Raw genomic sequence first — 19,478 nt, 5'->3', positions numbered from 1 at the left:
GAATTTTTGAGGAGACTGGAAAATGCGGCAAGGTTTTATCATGGAAACAGACTGAAAATTTACGCTATACTCATGAGGAAGACATGATGGCGTCAAGTGACCTTAATAATTGGCCCATCGTTTGTAAGACTCTGTTCGAAGGAGGAATTTTCTTGTCGGTGTTACATTTAGCTATCTTATTGCCGCTTCTCGCGGCACCGTTCATCCCGTTCTTGTTCCGGGCGCTGAAGCGAATCCATACGGGTTGGTTCGTGTTAATCGTTCCGGTCGTCCTGTTCGTGTACTTCTTCCGGTTCATCGGAATCACGAGCGCAGGGGACGTCGTGACGGAGACGGTCGAATGGATGCCATCGCTCGGCATCAACTTCACGGCCTACGTGGACGGGCTCGGATTATTGTTTGCCCTCCTCATTACAGGGATTGGAGCGCTCGTCGTCCTCTATTCGATTTACTATTTGAACAAAGACAAAGAGTCGCTCGGTCATTTTTATGTGTACCTGCTCTTGTTCATGGGTGCGATGCTCGGTGTCGTCCTCTCGGATAACATGGTCGTCATGTATATGTTCTGGGAACTCACATCGATTTCGTCGTTCCTGTTGATCGGGTATTGGTACGAGAAAGAACGCTCACGCTACGGGGCACGTAAATCGATGCTCATCACCGTGTTCGGGGGCTTGTCGATGCTAGGGGGGATTGTGATCCTCGAGTCGATCGTCGGCTCATTCAGCATCCGTGACATGGTCGCCAATCAGGCACTCATCGCCGACAGCCCGTTCTTTGTCGCAGCGATGATTCTCATCTTGCTCGGCGCCTTCACGAAGTCAGCGCAATTCCCGTTCCACATCTGGTTGCCGGATGCGATGGAGGCACCGACCCCGGTCAGTGCGTACCTCCACTCGGCGACGATGGTCAAGGCCGGTCTCTATCTCGTCGCACGCATGAGCCCGGTGTTCCAAGAGTCACCGATTTGGCTATGGACGATCGCCGCTGTCGGGACGTTCACCTTGTTCTGGGGTTCGTTCAACGCGGTCAAACAGACTGATTTGAAAGGGATTCTCGCCTTCTCGACGGTCAGTCAGCTCGGTCTCATCATGTCGCTCCTCGGCCTCGGGGCCGCGGCGCTGCATTATGACGGCATGGATGACAACATCTATATGGTCGCGACGATCGCGGCAATCTTCCATTTGATTAACCACGCGACGTTCAAAGGGTCGCTGTTCATGATGGTCGGAATCGTCGACCACGAGACGGGGACACGTGACATCCGTAAACTCGGCGGTCTGATGACCGTCATGCCGATCACGTTCACGATCGCCGTCATCGGCTCATTGTCGATGGCAGGGTTGCCGCCGTTCAACGGCTTCCTCAGTAAAGAGATGTTCTTGAAGGCAACCACGAAAGTGTTCTCGATGGACTTCTTCGCGCTCGATACGATCGGCATCTTGATCCCGGTCGTCGCGTTCATCGCGAGCGTGTTCACATTCATCTACAGCTTGATTATCTTCACCCGGACGTTCATGGGCAAAGCCGAGTTCGACCGGTTACCGAAACAGCCGCACGAGGCACCGATCGGGATGCTCATCCCGCCAGCGATTCTCGCTATCCTCGTCGTCGTTCTCGGTTTCGTACCGAACGTGTTGTCGAACTCGCTCATCAAGCCGGCCGTCGAGTCGATCTATCCGACGCTCGTCGCGAGCGGGCAGGACGTGAAAGTCGACATCTACTTCTGGCATGGCATCACACCTGAGTTGCTTATGACGATCGGTATCGTCCTGCTCGGGACGCTCATGTTCTTCACGATCAACAAGTGGATGGGCATCTACAACCATATCCCGCATCGCTTGACGCTCAATGGCATGTACGACGGGACGCTCGTCTGGTCGAACAAGGCGGCGTACCGCTTCAAAGACAACTATATGACGGGCTTCATCCGCTCGTATTTGGTGTACATCTTCTTGTTCTTGTCAGGCATGATGTTGTTCTCGATGTATCGCTTCGACTTGTTCAACTTCTCGTTCGGCGAGATGGAACCGGTCGCGCCGTATGAATACGTCCTCGGGGTCGTCGTCATCTTGGCGGCGCTCGCGATCACGTTCATGCGCTCGCGTCTGCCGTCAATCATCTTGCTCGGTGTCGTCGGGTATTCGGTCGCGTTGTTCTTCGTCTTTTTCAATGCACCGGACCTCGCGTTGACGCAGCTCGTCATCGAGACGGTATCGGTCGCGTTGTTCTTGCTCGTCTTCTACCATATGCCAGAGATCAGCAAGAAAGAAGTGCGTGTTAAGTTTAAAATCGAGAATGCGATTGTCTCGATTTTCGTCGGGGTGACGGTGACGCTCCTCAGCTTCATGGCGCTATCGAACCGTTCCCTGTCGTCGATCTCCGAGTATTATAAAGAAAACGTCTATGATTTGGCAGCCGGGAAAAACATGGTCAACGTCGTCCTTGTCGACTTCCGTGGCTTTGATACGTTGTTCGAGATCGTCGTCCTTGCCATCGCGGCCATCGGAATCTACACGATGATCAAATTCAGAACGACAGAACGTACGAAAGGAGCACGTGAACATGAACCGAAAAAATGATCAAGTCAATGACGTCATCTTACAGACGGCCGCGGTGATCATCTTCTTCATCATCATCGTGTTCTCGATTAACCTCTTCTTTGCGGGGCACTACTCGCCGGGCGGAGGGTTCATCGGTGGTTTGATGACGGCCGCGGCGCTCGTGTTGCTGTTGCTCGCCTTCGATTCGAAGACGCTCGCTGACGTGCTCCCGTTCGATTATCGCAAGATGACGGCGCTCGGTCTCGCCATCGCGTTACTGACGTCGCTGCACAGCATTTTTTGGGACCGTCCGTTCCTGACGCACGCCTATGACAAATTCGATTTGCCGCTCTTGGGCGAACAGACGCTTCACACGGCGATCGCCTTTGACCTTGGCGTTTACCTTGTGGTCATCGGTGTGACGATGACGATCATTCAAACGATTGGAGAGAGTGAATAATGGAAATCTTCGTTAGCATCATCATCGGTGTCCTGACGATGAGCGCGGTCTATATGATTCTCTCAAAGAGTTTGTTGCGCATCATCATCGGCACCGGGTTGCTCAGCCACGCTGCCCACTTGCTCGTCTTGACGATGGGTGGACTGAAAACCGGAGCGGCACCCGTCCTCGTCGATGGGGTCACGGAATATACTGACCCGCTCCCGCAAGCGCTCGTCTTGACGGCGATCGTTATCAGCTTCGGTGTGACCGCGTTCTTCCTCGTGCTCGCGTATCGGGCTTACCAGGAACTGAACACGGATAATATTGAGGAAATGAAAGGAACGGAATCGAATGATTAACTTACCGATCTTTCCGATTGTCATCCCGGCGCTTGCGGCCATCTTTCTTCTCTTCGCACCGAAGCAAGTTCGTCTGCAACGCGGAGTGGCACTCGGGGCTTTACTTGTAACGTTTGCAGTGACGGTGCTGCTCATCTTCACCGTGTCTCAAGACGGCATCATGACCGTCAACTTAGGGAACTGGCCGGCACCGTTCGGCATCACGCTCGTTTCGGACATGCTGTCGGCACTACTCGTCGCCACGTCGACGTTGCTCGTCTTTTTCATCGTCTGGTTTGCGACTCATTACTTCTCAGACGCCTATGAATCGAACTACGTCTACGTCGCGATGCTGTTCCTCCTCGTCGGGGTGAACGGTGCCTTCACGACAGGTGATATTTTCAACTTGTTCGTCTTCTTTGAAGTCTTCCTCATCTCGTCGTACGTGTTGATCGTGCTCGGCGGGAAGGGTGTCCAATTACGCGAGTCGATCAAATATTTGCTCGTGAACGTCATCGCCTCGGCGCTGTTCGTCATGGCCGTCGCGCTTCTTTACGGGACGGTCGGTACGCTCAGTTTGGCGGACCTCGCGCAAAAGATCCCTCTCGTGGAGAATCAAAGTGTCATCACCGTCATCGGTGTGTTCTTCGTCATCGTCTTCGGCTTGAAAGGGGCACTCGTGCCGCTCCACTACTGGCTCCCGGGCTCATATGTCGTGGCACCGACACCGATTCTCGCCATGTTCGGGGCGCTGTTGACGAAAGTCGGCGTCTACTCGATCTTGCGGACGTATACGCTCCTGTTTGATGGCGGAAGTGCGTTCATGCAGAACTTCTTGATTATCCTCGCCGTGTTGACGATCGTCATCGGGATGATCGGGGCGATCGCCTATAACGACGTCAAGTTGATCATCATCTACAACATCATGATCGCAGTCGGCGTCATCTTGTACGGAATCGCACTCAACACGCAGACGTCGCTCGAAGGGGCGCTCTACTATTTGATTCATGACATGTTGATTAAGGCCGCCTTGTTCATGCTCGTCGGGATGATGATCGGCATCACCAAGTCCGGTCAACTGCGCGACATGGGCGGTTTGATCACCCGCTTCCCATTGTTCGGTTGGACGTTCTTTATCGCAGCGTTGTCCCTCGCCGGGATTCCGCCGCTCAGCGGATTCTTCGGGAAACTGTTGATCGTTCAAGGCGGGGTCGGGGAAGGCAGCCTATTCGGGCCGCTCCTCATCTTGCTGTCGAGTCTGTTCGTCCTCTTCTCGGTCATCAAAATCTTCTTGTACGGATTTTGGGGAGAAGAGAAACGAGTCTATGACGGTCCGCTCGTGCCGTATATGAACCGCCTCATCGTGCCGACGTTCTTGCTTGTCGCGGTCGCCGTCGCCTACGGGTTTGGTGCCGAAGCGATGCATCCGTTCATTACCCAGGCAATCGAACCGCTCGTGCAACCCGAAATCTATATCGATGCCGTGATTAAGGAGTGATTTAGAGATGGCTTACCAACTACTCATCAACTTTTTCCTGGCGTTCATTTGGATGTTCTTCACGGGTACGTTCACGACGAGCGGATTCATCATCGGTTACTTGCTCGGGTTACTCGTCATCTTCATGATGCGCCGCTTCTTCAAAAACACGGACTTTTATTTCACCCGTGTCTTGAAACTGTTTAAACTGTTCTTGATTTTCTGTCGCGAACTCGTCGTAGCCAACATCGAAGTGCTCCGGCTCGTGTTGAGCCCGAAACTAAAAATCCAACCGGGCATCTTCCGGTATCACACCGAACTCGATGCCGGTTGGAAAGTGAGTTGGCTATCGATGCTCATCACGCTGACACCAGGTACGGTTGTCGTCCAAGTGTCAGACGACAATAAGACGCTCTACATCCATGCGCTCCATATGCCGGATAAAGAGTCGCTCAAACAAGACATTTACGATAACTTTGAGTCGAATATCAAGGAGGCGACCAGCTAATGTTAAATATTATTATTTACGTCGCCCTCGCCATCCTCGTGCTCGCCATGCTTGGTATGCTGTACCGGGTCGTCAAAGGGCCGACGACAGCGGACCGTGTCATCGCCCTCGACTCGATCGGCATCGGGTTGATCTCGGTCGTGTCGTTGTTATCGATTTTGCTCGATACGACGATGTTCTTCGAGGTCATCCTCTTGCTCGGGATTTTAGCCTTTATCGGAACGGTGGCGTTCTCGAAATTCCTCGAGAAGGGAGAGATCATCCAACATGACCGCAACAATGATTTATGACATCTTGACCGGTGTCTTCACGATCATCGGTGTGTTCTTCACCGTCGTCGCGGCGATCGGTCTGATCCGTCTCCCGGACATCTATTCCCGCGCCCACGCCGCCTCGAAGAGTGCGACGCTCGGCGTCATGTTCGTCCTGTTCGCGGCGGTCTTGCACGTCTGGGTCGACCAGCGCATCTTTGACGCACGGCTTCTGCTCGGACTGTTCTTCGTCTTATTGACGGCACCGGTCGGAAGTCACTTGGTGGCCCGTGCGGCCCATTCTCAAGGTGTCCCGCTTTGGAAGAAATCGCTCCAAGATGCACTTCGAGAAGATAAGGACAAAGGAATCGAATGACGAAAGGCTCTTCCAAATCAAATTGGAAGAGCCTTTTTGCGTCACATCAGATACGTCACGTCAGAGGCTGACGTCGGATAGGCGAACTCCAAGTGTTTGATGTGTTGATGGGTGATGTTGTTTTGTATAATAAACGAGAACAAGTTGATCAGTTCCGGTGCATGTTGCCCGAGCACGTGGGCCCCGAGCACGTGGCCGTCCTTGCTGAGCAGAATGCGGGAAAACGCCGTCGTGTCGTTGATCCGTTCATACGTCAAGAAATGGGACAAGTCGTTGTCCTTACACTCGTAGTCGATGCCGCGCGCTTTCACCTCCTCGACTGTCAGTCCGACCTTGGCGATCGGCGGTGTCGTGAAGACGACCGTCGGGGCAGGGCGCTCCGGTAAAGGACGCGTGTTGTCCCGTAACAGATTGAGAGCGGCGATGCGTCCTTCCTGCCCCGCAAACGGGGTGAGGGCCGGGTTGCGGCTCTTGGCGACGTCCCCGGCTGCATATACGTTCGCATTCGTCGTCTGCAGGAACTCATTGACGAGGACCCCGCCGTGGTCGGACTCGATACCGGCTGCGTCCAAACGGAGCCGTTCGATGCTCGGAATTCGCCCGGTGGCGTTAAGGACGACGCCTTCGAGGGTAGAGTCATCTGATAACGTCAGCACGTCCCCATCCATCCGGACGGGCTCGATGCCGTAACGGACATCGATGCCGATCCGAATCGTCTCATCGACGAGACGTTTGACGACTTTGCGATCGAATTGTTTAAGTGCCCGCGATCGGATGAGGAGGGTCACCTCGCTCCCGAAGCGGCGGAGGATATGAGCGAACTCGAACGCGATATAGCCGGCCCCAATGATGATGACGTGTTTTGGCAAGTCGTCGAGGTCGAAAACGTCGTCGCTCGTGATGGCCAAGTCGCCACCCGGGATGTCGAGCGGTCGCGGAATGAGGCCTGAAGCGATTAAAAACTGATGCGCCGAGATTTCATGCCCATCAATGACAATCGAGTCTTCATCGATGAAATGGGGTTCGCCTTCGAACAAGTCGATGTCGTGCTCTTTCCAATGATGCATCTTCGTCGTCGGGATGGCGAAACGATACTCGTCGATACGCCGTTTAAAGGCGTGCCAATCGAGCGTGAGCTCGCCGTGGACACCTAGTGATTTCATCCGTTCCGCACGGGCAATGAGCTCTGCTCCTTCCGCGAGCATCTTTTTCGGGTCACATCCGCGTTGCGGACACGTCCCGCCGAACGTCCAATTTTCGACGATGGCAATTTGTTTACCGGCGTCGCATAATACGTTAGCGGCTTGGCTCGCTGCCGAGCCGCTGCCGATGATGATGACATCGTACCGTTTCATAACTAAACCCTCCCTCTGAGACTTCATCAAATTTTTCCCGTCTGGAAGGAACTTAAACTGAGGTGATTGAATTTGAGTCATTCTGACCACATTAAACATAAATTGGCGCTCCTCCCTGACGAGCCCGGCTGTTACTTGCATAAGAACGAGTACGGCGAGATCATTTACGTCGGGAAAGCGAAAAATCTGAAAAACCGGGTCCGGTCTTATTTTACCGGGGCGCATGACATCAAGACGATGCGCCTCGTCGCTGAGATTCGCGACTTTGAGTATATCGTCACGGCGAGCGAACTCGAGGCGCTTCTGCTCGAGATGACGCTCATCAAAAAGCATGACCCGAAATACAACATCCGTCTCAAAGACGACAAGTCGTACCCGTACATCAAGATCACGAACGAGCCGTACCCGAGGTTACTCACGACGCGGAAGCTGAAGCGGGACGGCGGCTTTTATTTCGGCCCGTACCCGAACGCCTATGCCGCCAACGAGACGAAGCGGTTGCTCGATAAACTGTATCCGCTCCGGAAATGCCAACCGATGCCGCGCAAGCTCTGTCTGTATTACCATATCGGGCAGTGCCTCGGACCTTGCGAGCTCGCCGTCGACACGGACGAGCAAAAAGAGATCGTCCATGAAATTCGCCGCTTCCTGAACGGGGAGACGAGCGAGACGCTCGCCAAGCTCCAAGTCGACATGGGACGAGCGGCCGAAGACATGCAGTTCGAACGAGCCGCTGAGCTCCGTGACCAAATCCGGGCCGTCGAGTCGATTATGAACAAACAGAACATGATCACGGCCGACCCGACAGCACGCGACGTCTTCGGCTATACGCTCGACCGCGGCTGGATGTGCGTCCAAGTGTTCTATATGCGGGGCGGCAAGATGATCGAGCGCGACGTATCACTGTTCCCGCTCCACGGCGAACCGTCCGAGGAGCTCGAGAGTTTCATCGTCCAGTTCTACGAGCAGAACGTTTTGCCGAAGGAAGTGCTCGTCCCCGAGATCGTCCGCATCGATTTGTTGAACGAGGCGATCGGGACGAAAGTGATGCAACCGAAGCGCGGGGCGAAGCGACAGCTGCTCGACTTGGCGACGAAAAATGCGGGCATCGCCTTGAACGAGAAGTTCGAGTTGCTCGCCCGCGACGAAGAGCGGACGCTCCTCGCCATGCGTGAACTCGGTGAGGCGATTGGCATCCCGAACTTGTCACGCGTCGACATCATCGACAACGCGAACATCCAAGGGGCAGACGCCGTCTCGGCACTCGTCGTCTTCGAAGACGGGAAGCCGCTCAAGAAGGAATACCGGAAATACAAGATTCGTACCGTCCAAGGACCGGACGACTACGAGACGATGCGAGAGGTCGTCCGTCGTCGGTTCCGTCGCCTGTTGACGGAAGAGAAGCGTCTACCGGACTTGCTGTTGATTGACGGGGGCATCGGGCAATTGAACGCCGCCCTCGACGTCCTGCAGAACGAGTTCGGGCTCGACTTGCCGGTCGGGTCGCTCAAAAAAGATGACCGTCACCGGACGAGCCAGCTCTTGTTCGGGGAAGGCGGCGGGGTCGTCGAACTGAATTCGCGCTCGAGCGCGTTCTATTTGCTCCAACGTATGCAAGACGAGGTCCACCGCTTCGCCATCACGTTCCACCGCAGTTTGCGGACGAAGAAGATGACGAAGTCGGTGCTCGACGATATCCCGGGCGTCGGGCCGAAGCGACGTCAGCAGTTGATCCGCCATTTCGGTTCGATGAAACAGATCCGCCTCGCCTCGCTCGAACAGTTGAAGGAAGCAGGCCTGCCCGAGAAGTTGGCCGAGACCGTTTTGCAATACGTTCATGAGGAGACGGACGAATGAAGATAAAACAAGAGCCGATGCGGTCAGTTCGCATCGGCTCTTCGTCATTCATACGTATCTTTTCGGTCTAGTTGGACGGTGATTTGGACGGCCTGGCGCGCCACATCGGCGTAGCCCTCGGCGACGCATTGGAAACGACCGGCAATTTGTTCGGCTAAAAAGCCAGCCTCAAGCTGGAAGTAGCCGGTTGCCTTTTCTTGGGTCGCAGGCGGGGGAAGTAGTTCGAACAAGAACTTATTTCCTTTTTCTTTCAAGAGCGTCAATTGCCCCCAGCCAGCCTCCATAAAGAAGGCGCTCAGTTCGTCATTCGTCATGACCGGGAACTTGCGTGCGACCCTTTTGCCCGACCAATAGATGACTTGGGCGTAATCGTCCCCGAGCAAATCCGTCAACACATAATCGCGAAGCAGTTCGATCGCGAAAGTGGGTTGGCTCATCGTTTCCATCTTCTTCCATCACTCCATTCTCTCTATACCATTATAACGACGATTCGCCTTTTGGTCACCGGGTATTTTGCAAAAGAATGTGGCACAAATCGGTCGGGTTGTCTTGTCATACAAATTTCACAAGAGTAGAATAGGAGACAGAAAGCTATATTTACATTTGAAAACGCTTTTATTTACAAAACGAGCCAAGGGCTCGTGAAAAGGGGGAACTAGAATGGCAGCGCGTCGTGACTATTTCAGTCGTAAAGTCCATTCGCTACTTGGGGTCATCCCAATCGGCTTGTTTTTGATCGTTCACTTGTCGGTCAACTACTATATCGTCGATGGGGTGGAGTCGTTCAACAAGGCAGCAAAATTTATGGAGAGCTTACCGTACTTGTATTTCCTTGAAGTCACCATCATCGCTTTGCCGATGATCTTCCACGGAGTGTATGGCGTGTATTACGCGTTCCTCGGTTCGATTAACACGAACCGTTACTCATACGCCCGTAACTGGATGTACATGCTCCAACGCTTCACGGGCGTCTTCCTCGTCATCTTCATCGCATGGCACGTTTGGGAAACGCGCTTGGCGAAGTTGCGTGGCGTTGAAGTGAATGCGGAGATGATGCAAAACATCGTCGACAATCCGCTCATGCTCATCTTCTACATAGTCGGGATCCTCTCGGCTACGTTCCACTTCGCAAACGGTCTCTGGTCGTTTGCCATCACGTGGGGGATCACACAGTCGCCTCGTTCACAGCGCTTCATGAGCTATGTCTCAGGCGTCGTCTTCTTGGCACTATCTTTTGTCGGCATCCGTTCTATCTTGACGTTCGCGGGCATCTTGTAATTAGGGGGAAAAGTTCATGGCAAATCAAAGTTTGATCGTCATCGGTGGCGGTCTGGCTGGACTCATGGCGACAATCAAGTCGGCTGAGATGGGTGTTCCGGTAAAACTATTCTCGCTTGTACCGGTCAAGCGTTCACATTCAGTTTGTGCACAAGGCGGCATCAACGGTGCCGTCAACACGAAAGGGGAAGGGGATTCTCCTTGGCAACACTTTGATGACACGGTCTATGGGGGCGACTTCCTCGCCAACCAACCGCCGGTCCAAAAGATGGCGGAAGCGGCACCGAAGATCATCCATATGTTCGACCGCATGGGCGTCATGTTCAACCGGACGCCAGAAGGTCTTCTCGACTTCCGTCGTTTCGGCGGTACGCTCCATCACCGTACGGCTTACGCCGGTGCGACGACGGGGCAACAGCTCCTGTACGCACTAGACGAGCAGGTTCGTCGCTACGAGGCGCAAGGGCTCGTCGAGAAGTATGAAGGCTGGGAGTTCCTCCGGGCCATCATCGATGAAGCAGGTGTGTGCCGTGGTGCGGTCTGTCAGGATTTGCGCTCGATGGAAATTAAAGCGTTCCCATCGGACGCGGTCATCCTCGCGACAGGCGGCCCAGGTGTCATCTTCGGCAAATCGACGAACTCGGTCATCAACACCGGCCAAGCGGCTGGAGCAGTCTATCGTCAAGGTGCGGTCTATGCGAACGGTGAGTTCATCCAAATCCACCCGACGGCGATCCCGGGGGACGACAAGCTTCGTCTCATGAGTGAATCGGCGCGCGGTGAAGGCGGACGTGTCTGGACGTATAAAGACGGTAAGCCATGGTACTTCCTTGAAGAGAAGTATCCGGCCTACGGAAACCTCGTGCCGCGTGATATCGCGACGCGTGAGATCTTCGACGTCTGTGTCAACCAAAAGCTCGGCGTCAACGGCGAGAACATGGTGTACCTCGATTTGTCGCATAAAGACTCAAAAGAGCTCGACATCAAGCTCGGCGGGATCCTTGAGATTTACGAGAAGTTCGTCGGCGACGATCCACGAAAAGTCCCGATGAAGATCTTCCCGGCCGTTCACTATTCGATGGGCGGACTATGGGTCGACTACGATCAGATGACAAACATCCCAGGCCTGTTCGCAGCCGGTGAGTGCGATTACTCGATGCACGGTGCGAACCGTCTCGGGGCCAACTCGCTCTTGTCTGCCGTATACGGCGGGATGGAAGCCGGTCCGGCGGCCGTTCACTACATGCGCGGTCTCGACCAGGCGACAGAGAGCGTGGCAGAAGCGCTCTTCAACTTCAACGAACGTGAAGAAATCGAGCGGTTCAATGACATCCTCGCGATGGACGGTACGGAAAACGCGTATCAAATCCACCGTGAGCTCGGCGAACTCATGACCGACAACGTCACGGTCGTTCGTTACAACGACAAGCTCGAGGCGACGGACCTCAAACTCCGTGAGCTTCGTGAACGCTATAACAACATCTCCGCGACCGACACGGCTCGCTGGAGCAACCAAGGGGCATCGTTCATCCGACAACTCGACCACATGCTCGACCTCGCGCGCGTCATCACGCTTGGCGCGTTGAAACGTGACGAGAGCCGTGGCGCTCATTACAAACCGGACTTCCCGGAACGTGATGACGACAAGTTCATGAAGACGACGATGGCACGTTACAACGCAGGGGAAGTCGATATCTCGTATGAAGAGATCGACGTTTCGTTAATCCCGCCACGCAAACGGGATTACTCGAAGAAAGGGGCGAAGACGAAATGACGACGCCGATGCAATCTGAACAAAAAGATATTCGTTTTATCATTGAACGCCAGGACGGACCGGACCAAGCCGCTTATACGGAAGAGTTCACCGTCCCGTACCGCCCGAACATGAACGTCATCTCGGCGTTGATGGAAATCCGCCGCAACCCGGTCAATGCGAACGGGGACAAGACGACACCAATCAACTGGGATATGAACTGTCTCGAGGAAGTGTGCGGTGCCTGCTCGATGATCATCAACGGCAAGCCGCGCCAATCGTGTACGGCGCTCGTCGACAAGCTCGAACAGCCGATCCGCCTTGCTCCGATGAAGACGTTCCCGGTCATCCGTGACCTTCAAGTCGACCGTCAGCGCATGTTCGACGCGTTGAAAAAAGTGAAGGCATGGGTCCCAATCGATGGGACGTACGACCTCGGACCTGGACCGCGGATGCCAGAGAACAAACGTCAATGGGCGTATGAATTATCGAAATGTATGACGTGCGGTGTCTGCCTCGAGGCGTGCCCGAACGTCAATGACAAATCGAGCTTCATCGGACCGGCCGCCATTTCACAAGTCCGTCTCTTCAACTCGCATCCGACTGGCGCCTTCCACGCGGAGGACCGTCTCGAAGCGCTCATGGAAGACGGCGGCCTCGCACAGTGCGGGAACGCGCAAAACTGTGTCGAAGTTTGTCCGAAAGGTATTCCACTCACGACATCAATCGCCGCGATGAACCGTCAGACGACGCTTCACTCGTTCAAATCGTTCTTCGGTAGCGACAAAGGCCGCACCGGTTCTGCGGTCGAGGCGTAAGGGCTACGGATGACGAAGTACTTCCGGGAAGCCGATTGGGAAACACGTGTCAGAGCAGGGGTCGCGCTAGACGTCAAAGTCCGATTCTCGGAGTGCGACCCGTACGGCCACATGAATAACACAATTCCGTTCATCTATTTCGAGGACGCGCGAATCGAGTTGCTTGAAGCGACAGGTTTTTCGTTGAAAGATGGATTTGTCGTCGTGGCAGATGCCCAGTGCGACTACGTTCGCCAAGTGATGCCACGGCAATCGATCGTGGTGTATGCCAATGTCTTGACGGTCGGAAACACTTCATGTGATATTCATTACGGGGCATATGATGGAGACCAGCTCATGTTCGCGGGGCGTACGAGCCTCGTGCACTTGTCGAAATCCGGTCGTCCGACCGAATGGACTCCAGAATATAAAAATCGCTTGCAGAATTTTTGCGAATCCGCTATCATTTGATAATGAGTTCACAAACAATTATTCTGCGGGCTCGCCTGTAGAATTGAAATTTGAAGGGAGACCTCACGTCATGGAAAAAACGTTCACAGTCGTTGCAGATTCAGGAATTCACGCTCGTCCAGCTACACAGTTGGTAAACACAGCTTCTAAATTCCAATCAGATATCAACCTTGAGTACAACGGTAAGACAGTAAACCTCAAGTCGATCATGGGTGTACTTTCACTCGGTATCGCAAAAGATTCTACAATCAAAATCACTGCAGCTGGTGACGATGCAGAAGAAGCGGTTAACACGCTTTCTGACATGCTCACAAGCGAAGGTCTTGCTCAGTAATTGAGCGACGGACGAGGCGGCCAATCGGCTACCTCGTCTTTTTTGTTTGTCACGAGACCGTTTCTTTTTCAGAATCGGCTTTTTTGGTAAGATAGATGGGAATGGAAGTGATGATCATGAAACGAGCGATTGGAGTACTCGATTCAGGAGTTGGCGGCTTGACTGTGGTCAAAGAACTGATGCGCCAACTACCGAAAGAAGAAATAATTTATATCGGCGACACGGAACGGTGCCCGTATGGCCCGCGCCCGCACGATGAGATTGAAGCCTATACGTGGGAACTGATCGAGTTCCTGTTAAGTAAGAACGTGAAGATGATCGTCATCGCCTGCAACACGGCGACAGCGGTCGTCTTGAAAGAAGCGCGCAAACGCCTCAATATCCCGGTCATCGGTGTCATCGACCCGGGGGCACGGGCGGCCGTCAAAGGAACGCGCAATAAACATATCGGCGTCATCGGAACGAAGATGACGATTGAAAGCAACTCATACGAGACGGCGCTCCGACACGTGGCCGGCGAGATCGATGTATATTCGCTCGCCTGTCCGCCGTTCGTCCCGCTCGTCGAAGCCGGCGAACTCGATGGAGAGCGCGTCCGCGACATTGTCGCTGAGACGATTCGTCCGCTTCAGTCTTCCGAGATGGACACGCTCATCCTCGGCTGTACGCACTATCCGCTGCTCGCACCGGTCATTCAAGACGTCGTCGGACCCGACGTCCATTTGATCTCGTCCGGTGACGAGACGGCGCTCGAAGTAGCGGCCATCCTTGACTTTAAAGAGCTCGAGAACGATTTGGATACGGTCCCGGTGCACCAGTTTTATGCGACCGGGGATGTCGTCATCTTTGACCGTTTGGCGACAGAATGGCTCGGTCAACCCGTGAGAGCGGAGAAAGTAGAGGTGTCCGGTGTCGATGCGTAACGAAAGACAACATGACGAGCTCCGGCCCGTCGAGATCGTTCCCCATGTGAATAAACATGCGGAAGGGTCGGTCCTCATCTCGATCGGGGACACGAAAGTCATCTGCACGGCCACCGTCGAAGAACGCGTCCCGAACTTCTTGCGCGGCAAGAAGCAAGGCTGGATCAACGCCGAGTACGCCATGCTTCCGCGTGCGACCGGTAACCGCACGGTCCGCGAATCGGTCCGCGGCAAACAGTCGGGCCGGACGATGGAGATTCAACGGTTGATTTCGCGGTCGCTCCGCTCGGTCGTCGATTTAGAACGGCTCGGTGAACGGACGATTTGGATCGACTGTGACGTCATCCAAGCCGACGGGGGCACCCGTACGGCCTCGATCACAGGCGGCTTCTGCGCGCTCGTCCTCGCGGTCGACGCGCTCATCCGTCAAGGCAAGCTCGACGACACGCCGATCAAAGAAGGCGTCGCTGCCATCTCGGTCGGACGGACCGACGAATTGCTTCTCGACTTGAACTACGAAGAAGATGCCGCGGCCGAGGTCGATATGAACGTCGTCATGACGGCGAGCGGACGTTTCGTCGAAGTGCAAGGGACAGGGGAAGAAGCGACATTCACGTTGCTCGAGATGAACGAGATGCTCCACATGGCCCAAAGCGGAATCGAGACGCTGTTCAAAGCGGCCGAAGACGCGCTCGGTGCCTCGTGGTGGTATGTCGGGGAACAATTGGAGGAAACAACATGAAACTGATCGTCGCAACACGCAATAAAGGAAAAGTCGCAGAAATCGAAGGGATGCTCACGCCGCTCGGATTCGAAGTCGAATCACTTCTAGATTATCCGGACGCACCAGAGACGGACGAGACCGGGACGACGTTTGAGGCGAACGCCGAGTTGAAGGCGACGGAGGCGGCCCGCTATTTCGGCCACGCCGTCCTCGCAGATGACTCTGGACTCGAAGTCGATGCGCTCGACGGGGCACCCGGTGTCCATTCGGCCCGTTTCGCCGGACCGGAGAAGTCGGATGAAGCGAACAACGCGCTTCTTCTCGAGAAGTTGAACGGAGCGACCGACCGAACGGCTCGCTTCATCTGTGCCCTCTGTCTCGCCAAACCAACAGGGGAGACATTGACGGTACGCGGCACGATCGAAGGGACGATCGGCTACGCGCCTCACGGGGAGAACGGTTTCGGTTACGACCCGCTCTTCATCGTTCCGTCACTTCACAAGACGGCAGCAGAACTTGAACGCGACGAAAAGGCGGCGGTCAGTCACCGCGGTCAAGCACTACGAAAGTTAGAGGCAGAAATTATTCCGTTTATGGAGGGGTGACCTGTATGCGTTTTCTCGTAGTCAGTGACAGTCACGGATTGACAGAAGAACTATCGATCATCTTCAACCGGCACGAACAAGAAATCGATGACGCGTTCCATTGTGGGGATTCCCAGCTCGCGCTCGTCGATGAACATCTGCTCCCGTATCGTACGGTGCGCGGTAATTGCGACTTCGGCGGCGACCTTCCGCTCGAGCGAATCGAGGAGACGGCTGAAGGGACGATTCTCATCGTCCACGGCCATCACCACGACGTGAAGTACGACTTGAACCGGTTACGTTACCGGGCTGAAGAGGTCGGGGCGAACGTCGTCTTGTTCGGCCACTCGCACGTCGCCGGAGCTGTGATTGAGGACGGGGTGCTTTACGTGAACCCGGGTTCGATTCGCATGCCGCGCGGACGGAGTGACAAGACGTATGTACTGATGGATCTCGAGAACGGACAGGCGACGGTCCGCTTTTATCGGTCAGAGGACGGCTCGGCCGTCGAAGATCTCGATGTGAGCGGAAAGCTGTGACGGAATGAAAAGAAGGAATTGACAGCAAACCATTTTTCTATTATAGTTTTCTTGTCAATGTCCCAATAGCTCAGCTGGATAGAGCAACGCCCTTCAAGACAAATAGGAGCCTTTATAGGGAAACAGAAACCTATAGAGTGGACGACACTATATCGGTGAAGCCTTAACAGATGATGCTGATGGTAATACCGAGGAAACTTATTTCCTTTCGGGGACAAGGTGGTTCGAAGGACTAAAGGTCATCCTTTAGAGGTAGAGCCATTGAAGGAGCAGTTTGCTCGTGAGGTTCCGTAGAGACTACACGTGTCGCACCTGAAATGGTGAAGATATAGTCCAGACTACAAACAACACACGTTGGTGGCGAAAGCCATGGTGGTAAGCTAAGGCGTCGGTCGGGGGTTCGAATCCCTCTTGGGACACTTCCATTTAAAATAGAGATAGCCTCCACGGAGGTTGTCTCTTTTTTCGTTTTTCGGGGTATTGATTGACAACGAATCGATTCCTAAAGGAAGATGGAGATGAATGGAAAGGGTGTGGGGAGATGGCAAAAGAGCAAGCGTACCCGTTTCCAGGGAACTGGTCGCGGCTTCAGAAGATGATTCAAGAGGCAGACGCGGCCGGGGAACGGCAACGGGTCGAACCGATTCTGTGGGATTGGTACGAGGCAGTGCCCGGCGATCCATTTATTTTCATGGAAATATTCCAATGTCTGATGGAACGACCGGAAGAACCGGAGACGCTCGAGAAACTCGAAGAGCTCGTCACGACACAGATGACGGTGGCAGAAGAACCTGCAGCCGGCGGGCTTCAAATCGCCCAGTATTACATCATGCGTGACCAACCGTTCGAGGCGGCCTATTGGATCAACCTGTATCTCGAGTGGCAAGAAAAGACCGATCATGTCAACACGCAAGCACATCAAGTGCTCCAAGTGTTGAAGTTGACCGAGTTCCCGGCCGCGATCGCCAAAGTGAAGCGAATCCTTAACCGGGGCGGAATCGGCGAACAAATCGAGACGCTCGAACACGTTCATTTCAATATCGATGACGTCCTCGACAACGTCTTGAAAGAGCTCCTCGTCGCGGAACGGCCGAAGTTGATGAAGTTGATCGTGCTCCAAAAGGCGTTCGACGAGCTGCCGGTCATCGAATGGACCGACCTCGGGACGCGGCACCGATTGACGCATGACGAAGCGAAAATCCACACGGAAGCGTGGGAGACGATGGTCAACGGGTTGCAGCGAGCGGTATATGGTGACGAGATCGCGACGCAGCTGCTCATGAACTACATGTATACGCACTACCCGTTCACGCCTGAGGAAGCGTCTGCCGTGGAGACAGCGATTGCTCAAGCGAAAACGGCCATCCTGCAACATGAGGAAACGGACGGCCTCGCCGCCGAAATTCTTGAGGCGGACATGCGTTTCACCGAGGCGTTTCTAGACTAAATCCTTGTGTGCAGTCGTCGGATTTATGCTATAATACGGATTGTTGTACATTTTTGTACGTATAAACGAATTGTTGGAGGGACTTAGCATGACAGCAAAATGGGAAAAAACATCAGGTAGCCAAGGCGTACTCACGTACGAAGCACCTGCAGAAGCTTTTGATAAAGCAGTTGACGCCGCATTCAAAGATGTCGTCAAAACTTTGAACGTGCCTGGCTTCCGTAAAGGGAAATTGCCACGCCCAATGTTCAACAAAATGTACGGAGAAGAAGCACTCTATCAAGATGCGCTCGATATCCTCTACCGTGACACAGTTCAAGGTGCGGTCGAAGAAGCTGGTTTCGAACCAATCGCTCTCGAAAACATCGATGTAGACGGCACGCTCGAAAAAGGCCAACCTGTAACGTTCAAAGTAACGTTCGTTGTTGAGCCAGAAGCTGAGCTTGGCGAATACAAAGGTCTCGAGTACGAAGCTGTTGAAACAACAGTCACTGACGAAGAAGTTACAGCTGAACTTGACGCGCTTCAACAGCAAGGCGCAGAGCTTGCTGTCAAAGAAGGCGCTATCGAAAACGGCGATACAGCTGTCTTTGATTTCGCAGGTTTCGCTGACGGAGAGCAATTCGAAGGCGGCACGGCTGAAAACTACACACTCGAAATCGGTTCAGGCCAATTCATCCCTGGATTCGAAGAGCAAATGGTTGGCATGACGGCTGGCGAAGAAAAAGACGTTGAAGTAACATTCCCTGAAGAGTACCACGCTGACAACTTGGCGGGTAAACCAGCGACATTCAAAGTCAAACTTCACGAAGTCAAAGCGAAGCAAGTTCCTGAGCTCGACGACGAGTTCGCAAAAGACATCGACGAGTCAGTTTCATCACTCGACGAGTTGAAAGCGAAAATCCGTGAGCGCTTAGAAACTGCGAAGAAACAAGAAGCGGAAGGCACAATGCGCGACCAACTCGTCGAGCAAGCAACAGCTAACGCAACAATCGACGTACCTGCAGTACTCGTTGACCAAGAAGTAGACCGCATGGTTCAAGAGTTCGGCACACGTGTTTCTTCACAAGGAATCGACCTCAACATGTACTTCGAACTCACTGGTACTTCTGAAGAAGCGATGCGCGAAGAGATGAAAGAGCAAGCTGAAGAGCGCGTTAAAGCTCGTCTCGTCTTGAAAGCAATCGCTGAGAAAGAAGCGATCGAAGTGTCTGACGAAGATGCTGAGAAAGAACTCGAAGAAATGTCTAAACTTTACAACATTGCACCGGATCAACTCCGTACAATGCTCGCGCCACAAGGCGGAATCGAGACACTTAAAGGTGACCTCAAATTCCGTAAAGCGATCGACGTTCTCGTTGAAAACGGGAAAGCGAAGTAATCGGATGACAGAAGGACGGCTGCTCAGCAGTCGTCCTTTTTTTCGTCACGACACTTTGCATGTGTTTATCTTTGATGAAGTGATTTGTTCATGCTACAAT

21 protein-coding genes are annotated in these 19,478 nt (G+C 53.9%); 19 read left to right on the top strand and 2 right to left on the bottom strand.

The annotated features are described in order from the left end of the window. Nucleotides 1–152 precede the first annotated feature (152 nt). From FED52_RS10080 to mnhG, 7 genes are read left to right on the top strand one after another with little or no spacing between them, the layout of a single operon-like run. Nucleotides 153–2,582 (top strand): Na+/H+ antiporter subunit A, encoded by a 2,430-nt coding sequence (locus tag FED52_RS10080; protein ID WP_138859775.1) that lies wholly within the window; start codon nucleotides 153–155, stop codon nucleotides 2,580–2,582. Next, a complete protein-coding gene (locus tag FED52_RS10075; RefSeq protein WP_138859774.1) occupies nucleotides 2,566–3,003 on the top strand; it encodes a Na(+)/H(+) antiporter subunit B in 438 nt (145 codons plus the stop codon). Before FED52_RS10080 ends, FED52_RS10075 begins: the two co-directional genes overlap by 17 nt. Further along, nucleotides 3,003–3,344, top strand: a complete 342-nt coding sequence (locus FED52_RS10070) for a Na(+)/H(+) antiporter subunit C (RefSeq protein WP_021066825.1) — start codon at nucleotides 3,003–3,005, stop codon at nucleotides 3,342–3,344. Before FED52_RS10075 ends, FED52_RS10070 begins: the two co-directional genes overlap by 1 nt. Then, nucleotides 3,337–4,821, top strand: a complete 1,485-nt coding sequence (locus tag FED52_RS10065; RefSeq protein ID WP_138859773.1) for a Na+/H+ antiporter subunit D — start codon at nucleotides 3,337–3,339, stop codon at nucleotides 4,819–4,821. Before FED52_RS10070 ends, FED52_RS10065 begins: the two co-directional genes overlap by 8 nt. A 7-nt stretch (nucleotides 4,822–4,828) precedes the next feature. Continuing rightward, nucleotides 4,829–5,308 carry a Na+/H+ antiporter subunit E gene (locus tag FED52_RS10060; RefSeq protein WP_138859772.1) on the top strand — a complete coding sequence of 160 codons (480 nt, stop codon included), beginning with the start codon at nucleotides 4,829–4,831 and terminating at the stop codon, nucleotides 5,306–5,308. Next, nucleotides 5,308–5,598 carry a Na(+)/H(+) antiporter subunit F1 gene (locus FED52_RS10055; protein WP_114165745.1) on the top strand — a complete coding sequence of 97 codons (291 nt, stop codon included), beginning with the start codon at nucleotides 5,308–5,310 and terminating at the stop codon, nucleotides 5,596–5,598. Before FED52_RS10060 ends, FED52_RS10055 begins: the two co-directional genes overlap by 1 nt. After that, nucleotides 5,576–5,935: a monovalent cation/H(+) antiporter subunit G gene (gene mnhG / locus FED52_RS10050; protein WP_138859771.1), complete on the top strand. Its 360-nt coding sequence runs from the start codon at nucleotides 5,576–5,578 to the stop codon at nucleotides 5,933–5,935. Before FED52_RS10055 ends, mnhG begins: the two co-directional genes overlap by 23 nt. A 41-nt stretch (nucleotides 5,936–5,976) precedes the next feature. On the opposite strand, the gene FED52_RS10045 is transcribed toward mnhG, so the two are convergent. Next, on the bottom strand, nucleotides 5,977–7,290 hold the full coding sequence (locus tag FED52_RS10045) for a dihydrolipoyl dehydrogenase family protein (protein WP_138859770.1): 1,314 nt from the start codon (nucleotides 7,288–7,290) through the stop codon (nucleotides 5,977–5,979). Nucleotides 7,291–7,362: 72 nt separating this feature from the next. On the opposite strand from FED52_RS10045, the gene uvrC reads away from it, so the two are divergent. After that, on the top strand, nucleotides 7,363–9,147 hold the full coding sequence (uvrC, locus tag FED52_RS10040; RefSeq protein ID WP_138859769.1) for an excinuclease ABC subunit UvrC: 1,785 nt from the start codon (nucleotides 7,363–7,365) through the stop codon (nucleotides 9,145–9,147). 44 nt (nucleotides 9,148–9,191) lie between these two features. Here uvrC and FED52_RS10035 read toward each other — a convergent pair whose 3' ends face one another. Further along, nucleotides 9,192–9,584 (bottom strand): YslB family protein, encoded by a 393-nt coding sequence (locus tag FED52_RS10035; RefSeq protein WP_232939140.1) that lies wholly within the window; start codon nucleotides 9,582–9,584, stop codon nucleotides 9,192–9,194. Nucleotides 9,585–9,807: 223 nt separating this feature from the next. On the opposite strand from FED52_RS10035, the gene FED52_RS10030 reads away from it, so the two are divergent. The 11 genes from FED52_RS10030 (at nucleotide 9,808) to tig (ending at nucleotide 19,378) form a co-directional block, all read left to right on the top strand. Continuing rightward, the gene (locus tag FED52_RS10030; RefSeq protein ID WP_034776788.1) at nucleotides 9,808–10,425 is read left to right on the top strand and encodes a succinate dehydrogenase cytochrome b558 subunit; all 618 of its coding nucleotides are present in this window, start codon (nucleotides 9,808–9,810) and stop codon (nucleotides 10,423–10,425) included. A gap of 16 nt (nucleotides 10,426–10,441) precedes the next feature. Next, the gene (gene sdhA, locus FED52_RS10025; protein WP_138859768.1) at nucleotides 10,442–12,199 is read left to right on the top strand and encodes a succinate dehydrogenase flavoprotein subunit; all 1,758 of its coding nucleotides are present in this window, start codon (nucleotides 10,442–10,444) and stop codon (nucleotides 12,197–12,199) included. A gap of 8 nt (nucleotides 12,200–12,207) precedes the next feature. Beyond that, nucleotides 12,208–12,996 (top strand): succinate dehydrogenase iron-sulfur subunit, encoded by a 789-nt coding sequence (gene sdhB, locus FED52_RS10020; protein ID WP_200881496.1) that lies wholly within the window; start codon nucleotides 12,208–12,210, stop codon nucleotides 12,994–12,996. A gap of 9 nt (nucleotides 12,997–13,005) precedes the next feature. Beyond that, nucleotides 13,006–13,446 carry an acyl-CoA thioesterase gene (locus tag FED52_RS10015; RefSeq protein WP_034776794.1) on the top strand — a complete coding sequence of 147 codons (441 nt, stop codon included), beginning with the start codon at nucleotides 13,006–13,008 and terminating at the stop codon, nucleotides 13,444–13,446. Nucleotides 13,447–13,516: 70 nt separating this feature from the next. Then, complete coding sequence (locus FED52_RS10010; protein ID WP_021066838.1) at nucleotides 13,517–13,780, top strand: phosphocarrier protein HPr; 264 nt, start codon at nucleotides 13,517–13,519, stop codon at nucleotides 13,778–13,780. A gap of 116 nt (nucleotides 13,781–13,896) precedes the next feature. Beyond that, a complete protein-coding gene (gene racE, locus FED52_RS10005) occupies nucleotides 13,897–14,703 on the top strand; it encodes a glutamate racemase (protein WP_138859767.1) in 807 nt (268 codons plus the stop codon). Continuing rightward, nucleotides 14,696–15,445, top strand: a complete 750-nt coding sequence (gene rph / locus FED52_RS10000) for a ribonuclease PH (protein WP_034776797.1) — start codon at nucleotides 14,696–14,698, stop codon at nucleotides 15,443–15,445. Before racE ends, rph begins: the two co-directional genes overlap by 8 nt. Beyond that, nucleotides 15,442–16,032, top strand: coding sequence for an XTP/dITP diphosphatase (locus FED52_RS09995; protein ID WP_034776799.1), 591 nt, complete (start codon nucleotides 15,442–15,444; stop codon nucleotides 16,030–16,032). Before rph ends, FED52_RS09995 begins: the two co-directional genes overlap by 4 nt. Nucleotides 16,033–16,037: 5 nt before the next feature. Next, nucleotides 16,038–16,550, top strand: a complete 513-nt coding sequence (locus FED52_RS09990) for a metallophosphoesterase family protein (protein ID WP_034776800.1) — start codon at nucleotides 16,038–16,040, stop codon at nucleotides 16,548–16,550. 541 nt (nucleotides 16,551–17,091) lie between these two features. Beyond that, complete coding sequence (locus FED52_RS09985; protein ID WP_138859766.1) at nucleotides 17,092–17,997, top strand: hypothetical protein; 906 nt, start codon at nucleotides 17,092–17,094, stop codon at nucleotides 17,995–17,997. An 88-nt stretch (nucleotides 17,998–18,085) separates the two neighbouring features. Further along, the gene (gene tig, locus FED52_RS09980; protein ID WP_034776805.1) at nucleotides 18,086–19,378 is read left to right on the top strand and encodes a trigger factor; all 1,293 of its coding nucleotides are present in this window, start codon (nucleotides 18,086–18,088) and stop codon (nucleotides 19,376–19,378) included. Nucleotides 19,379–19,478: the final 100 nt, after the last annotated feature.

This window comes from Exiguobacterium mexicanum (assembly GCF_005960665.1).
Classification (GTDB): domain Bacteria; phylum Bacillota; class Bacilli; order Exiguobacteriales; family Exiguobacteriaceae; genus Exiguobacterium; species Exiguobacterium mexicanum_A.
Note: the sequence above shows the minus strand (reverse complement) of the source record. Positions and strands in the feature narration are given on the sequence as shown.

Coding starts and splice junctions, on each gene's coding strand:
- FED52_RS10065 (WP_138859773.1), top strand. CDS start 3,337: ATGATTAACTTACCGATCTTTCCGATTGTCATCCCGGCGCTTGCGGCC.
- FED52_RS10055 (WP_114165745.1), top strand. CDS start 5,308: ATGTTAAATATTATTATTTACGTCGCCCTCGCCATCCTCGTGCTCGCC.
- FED52_RS10030 (WP_034776788.1), top strand. CDS start 9,808: ATGGCAGCGCGTCGTGACTATTTCAGTCGTAAAGTCCATTCGCTACTT.
- FED52_RS09990 (WP_034776800.1), top strand. CDS start 16,038: ATGCGTTTTCTCGTAGTCAGTGACAGTCACGGATTGACAGAAGAACTA.
- FED52_RS10035 (WP_232939140.1), bottom strand. CDS start 9,584: ATGAGCCAACCCACTTTCGCGATCGAACTGCTTCGCGATTATGTGTTG.
- tig (WP_034776805.1), top strand. CDS start 18,086: ATGACAGCAAAATGGGAAAAAACATCAGGTAGCCAAGGCGTACTCACG.
- FED52_RS09995 (WP_034776799.1), top strand. CDS start 15,442: ATGAAACTGATCGTCGCAACACGCAATAAAGGAAAAGTCGCAGAAATC.
- FED52_RS10060 (WP_138859772.1), top strand. CDS start 4,829: ATGGCTTACCAACTACTCATCAACTTTTTCCTGGCGTTCATTTGGATG.
- FED52_RS10075 (WP_138859774.1), top strand. CDS start 2,566: ATGAACCGAAAAAATGATCAAGTCAATGACGTCATCTTACAGACGGCC.
- sdhB (WP_200881496.1), top strand. CDS start 12,208: ATGCAATCTGAACAAAAAGATATTCGTTTTATCATTGAACGCCAGGAC.
- FED52_RS09985 (WP_138859766.1), top strand. CDS start 17,092: ATGGCAAAAGAGCAAGCGTACCCGTTTCCAGGGAACTGGTCGCGGCTT.
- FED52_RS10070 (WP_021066825.1), top strand. CDS start 3,003: ATGGAAATCTTCGTTAGCATCATCATCGGTGTCCTGACGATGAGCGCG.
- rph (WP_034776797.1), top strand. CDS start 14,696: ATGCGTAACGAAAGACAACATGACGAGCTCCGGCCCGTCGAGATCGTT.
- racE (WP_138859767.1), top strand. CDS start 13,897: ATGAAACGAGCGATTGGAGTACTCGATTCAGGAGTTGGCGGCTTGACT.
- FED52_RS10045 (WP_138859770.1), bottom strand. CDS start 7,290: ATGAAACGGTACGATGTCATCATCATCGGCAGCGGCTCGGCAGCGAGC.
- mnhG (WP_138859771.1), top strand. CDS start 5,576: ATGACCGCAACAATGATTTATGACATCTTGACCGGTGTCTTCACGATC.
- sdhA (WP_138859768.1), top strand. CDS start 10,442: ATGGCAAATCAAAGTTTGATCGTCATCGGTGGCGGTCTGGCTGGACTC.
- FED52_RS10015 (WP_034776794.1), top strand. CDS start 13,006: ATGACGAAGTACTTCCGGGAAGCCGATTGGGAAACACGTGTCAGAGCA.
- FED52_RS10010 (WP_021066838.1), top strand. CDS start 13,517: ATGGAAAAAACGTTCACAGTCGTTGCAGATTCAGGAATTCACGCTCGT.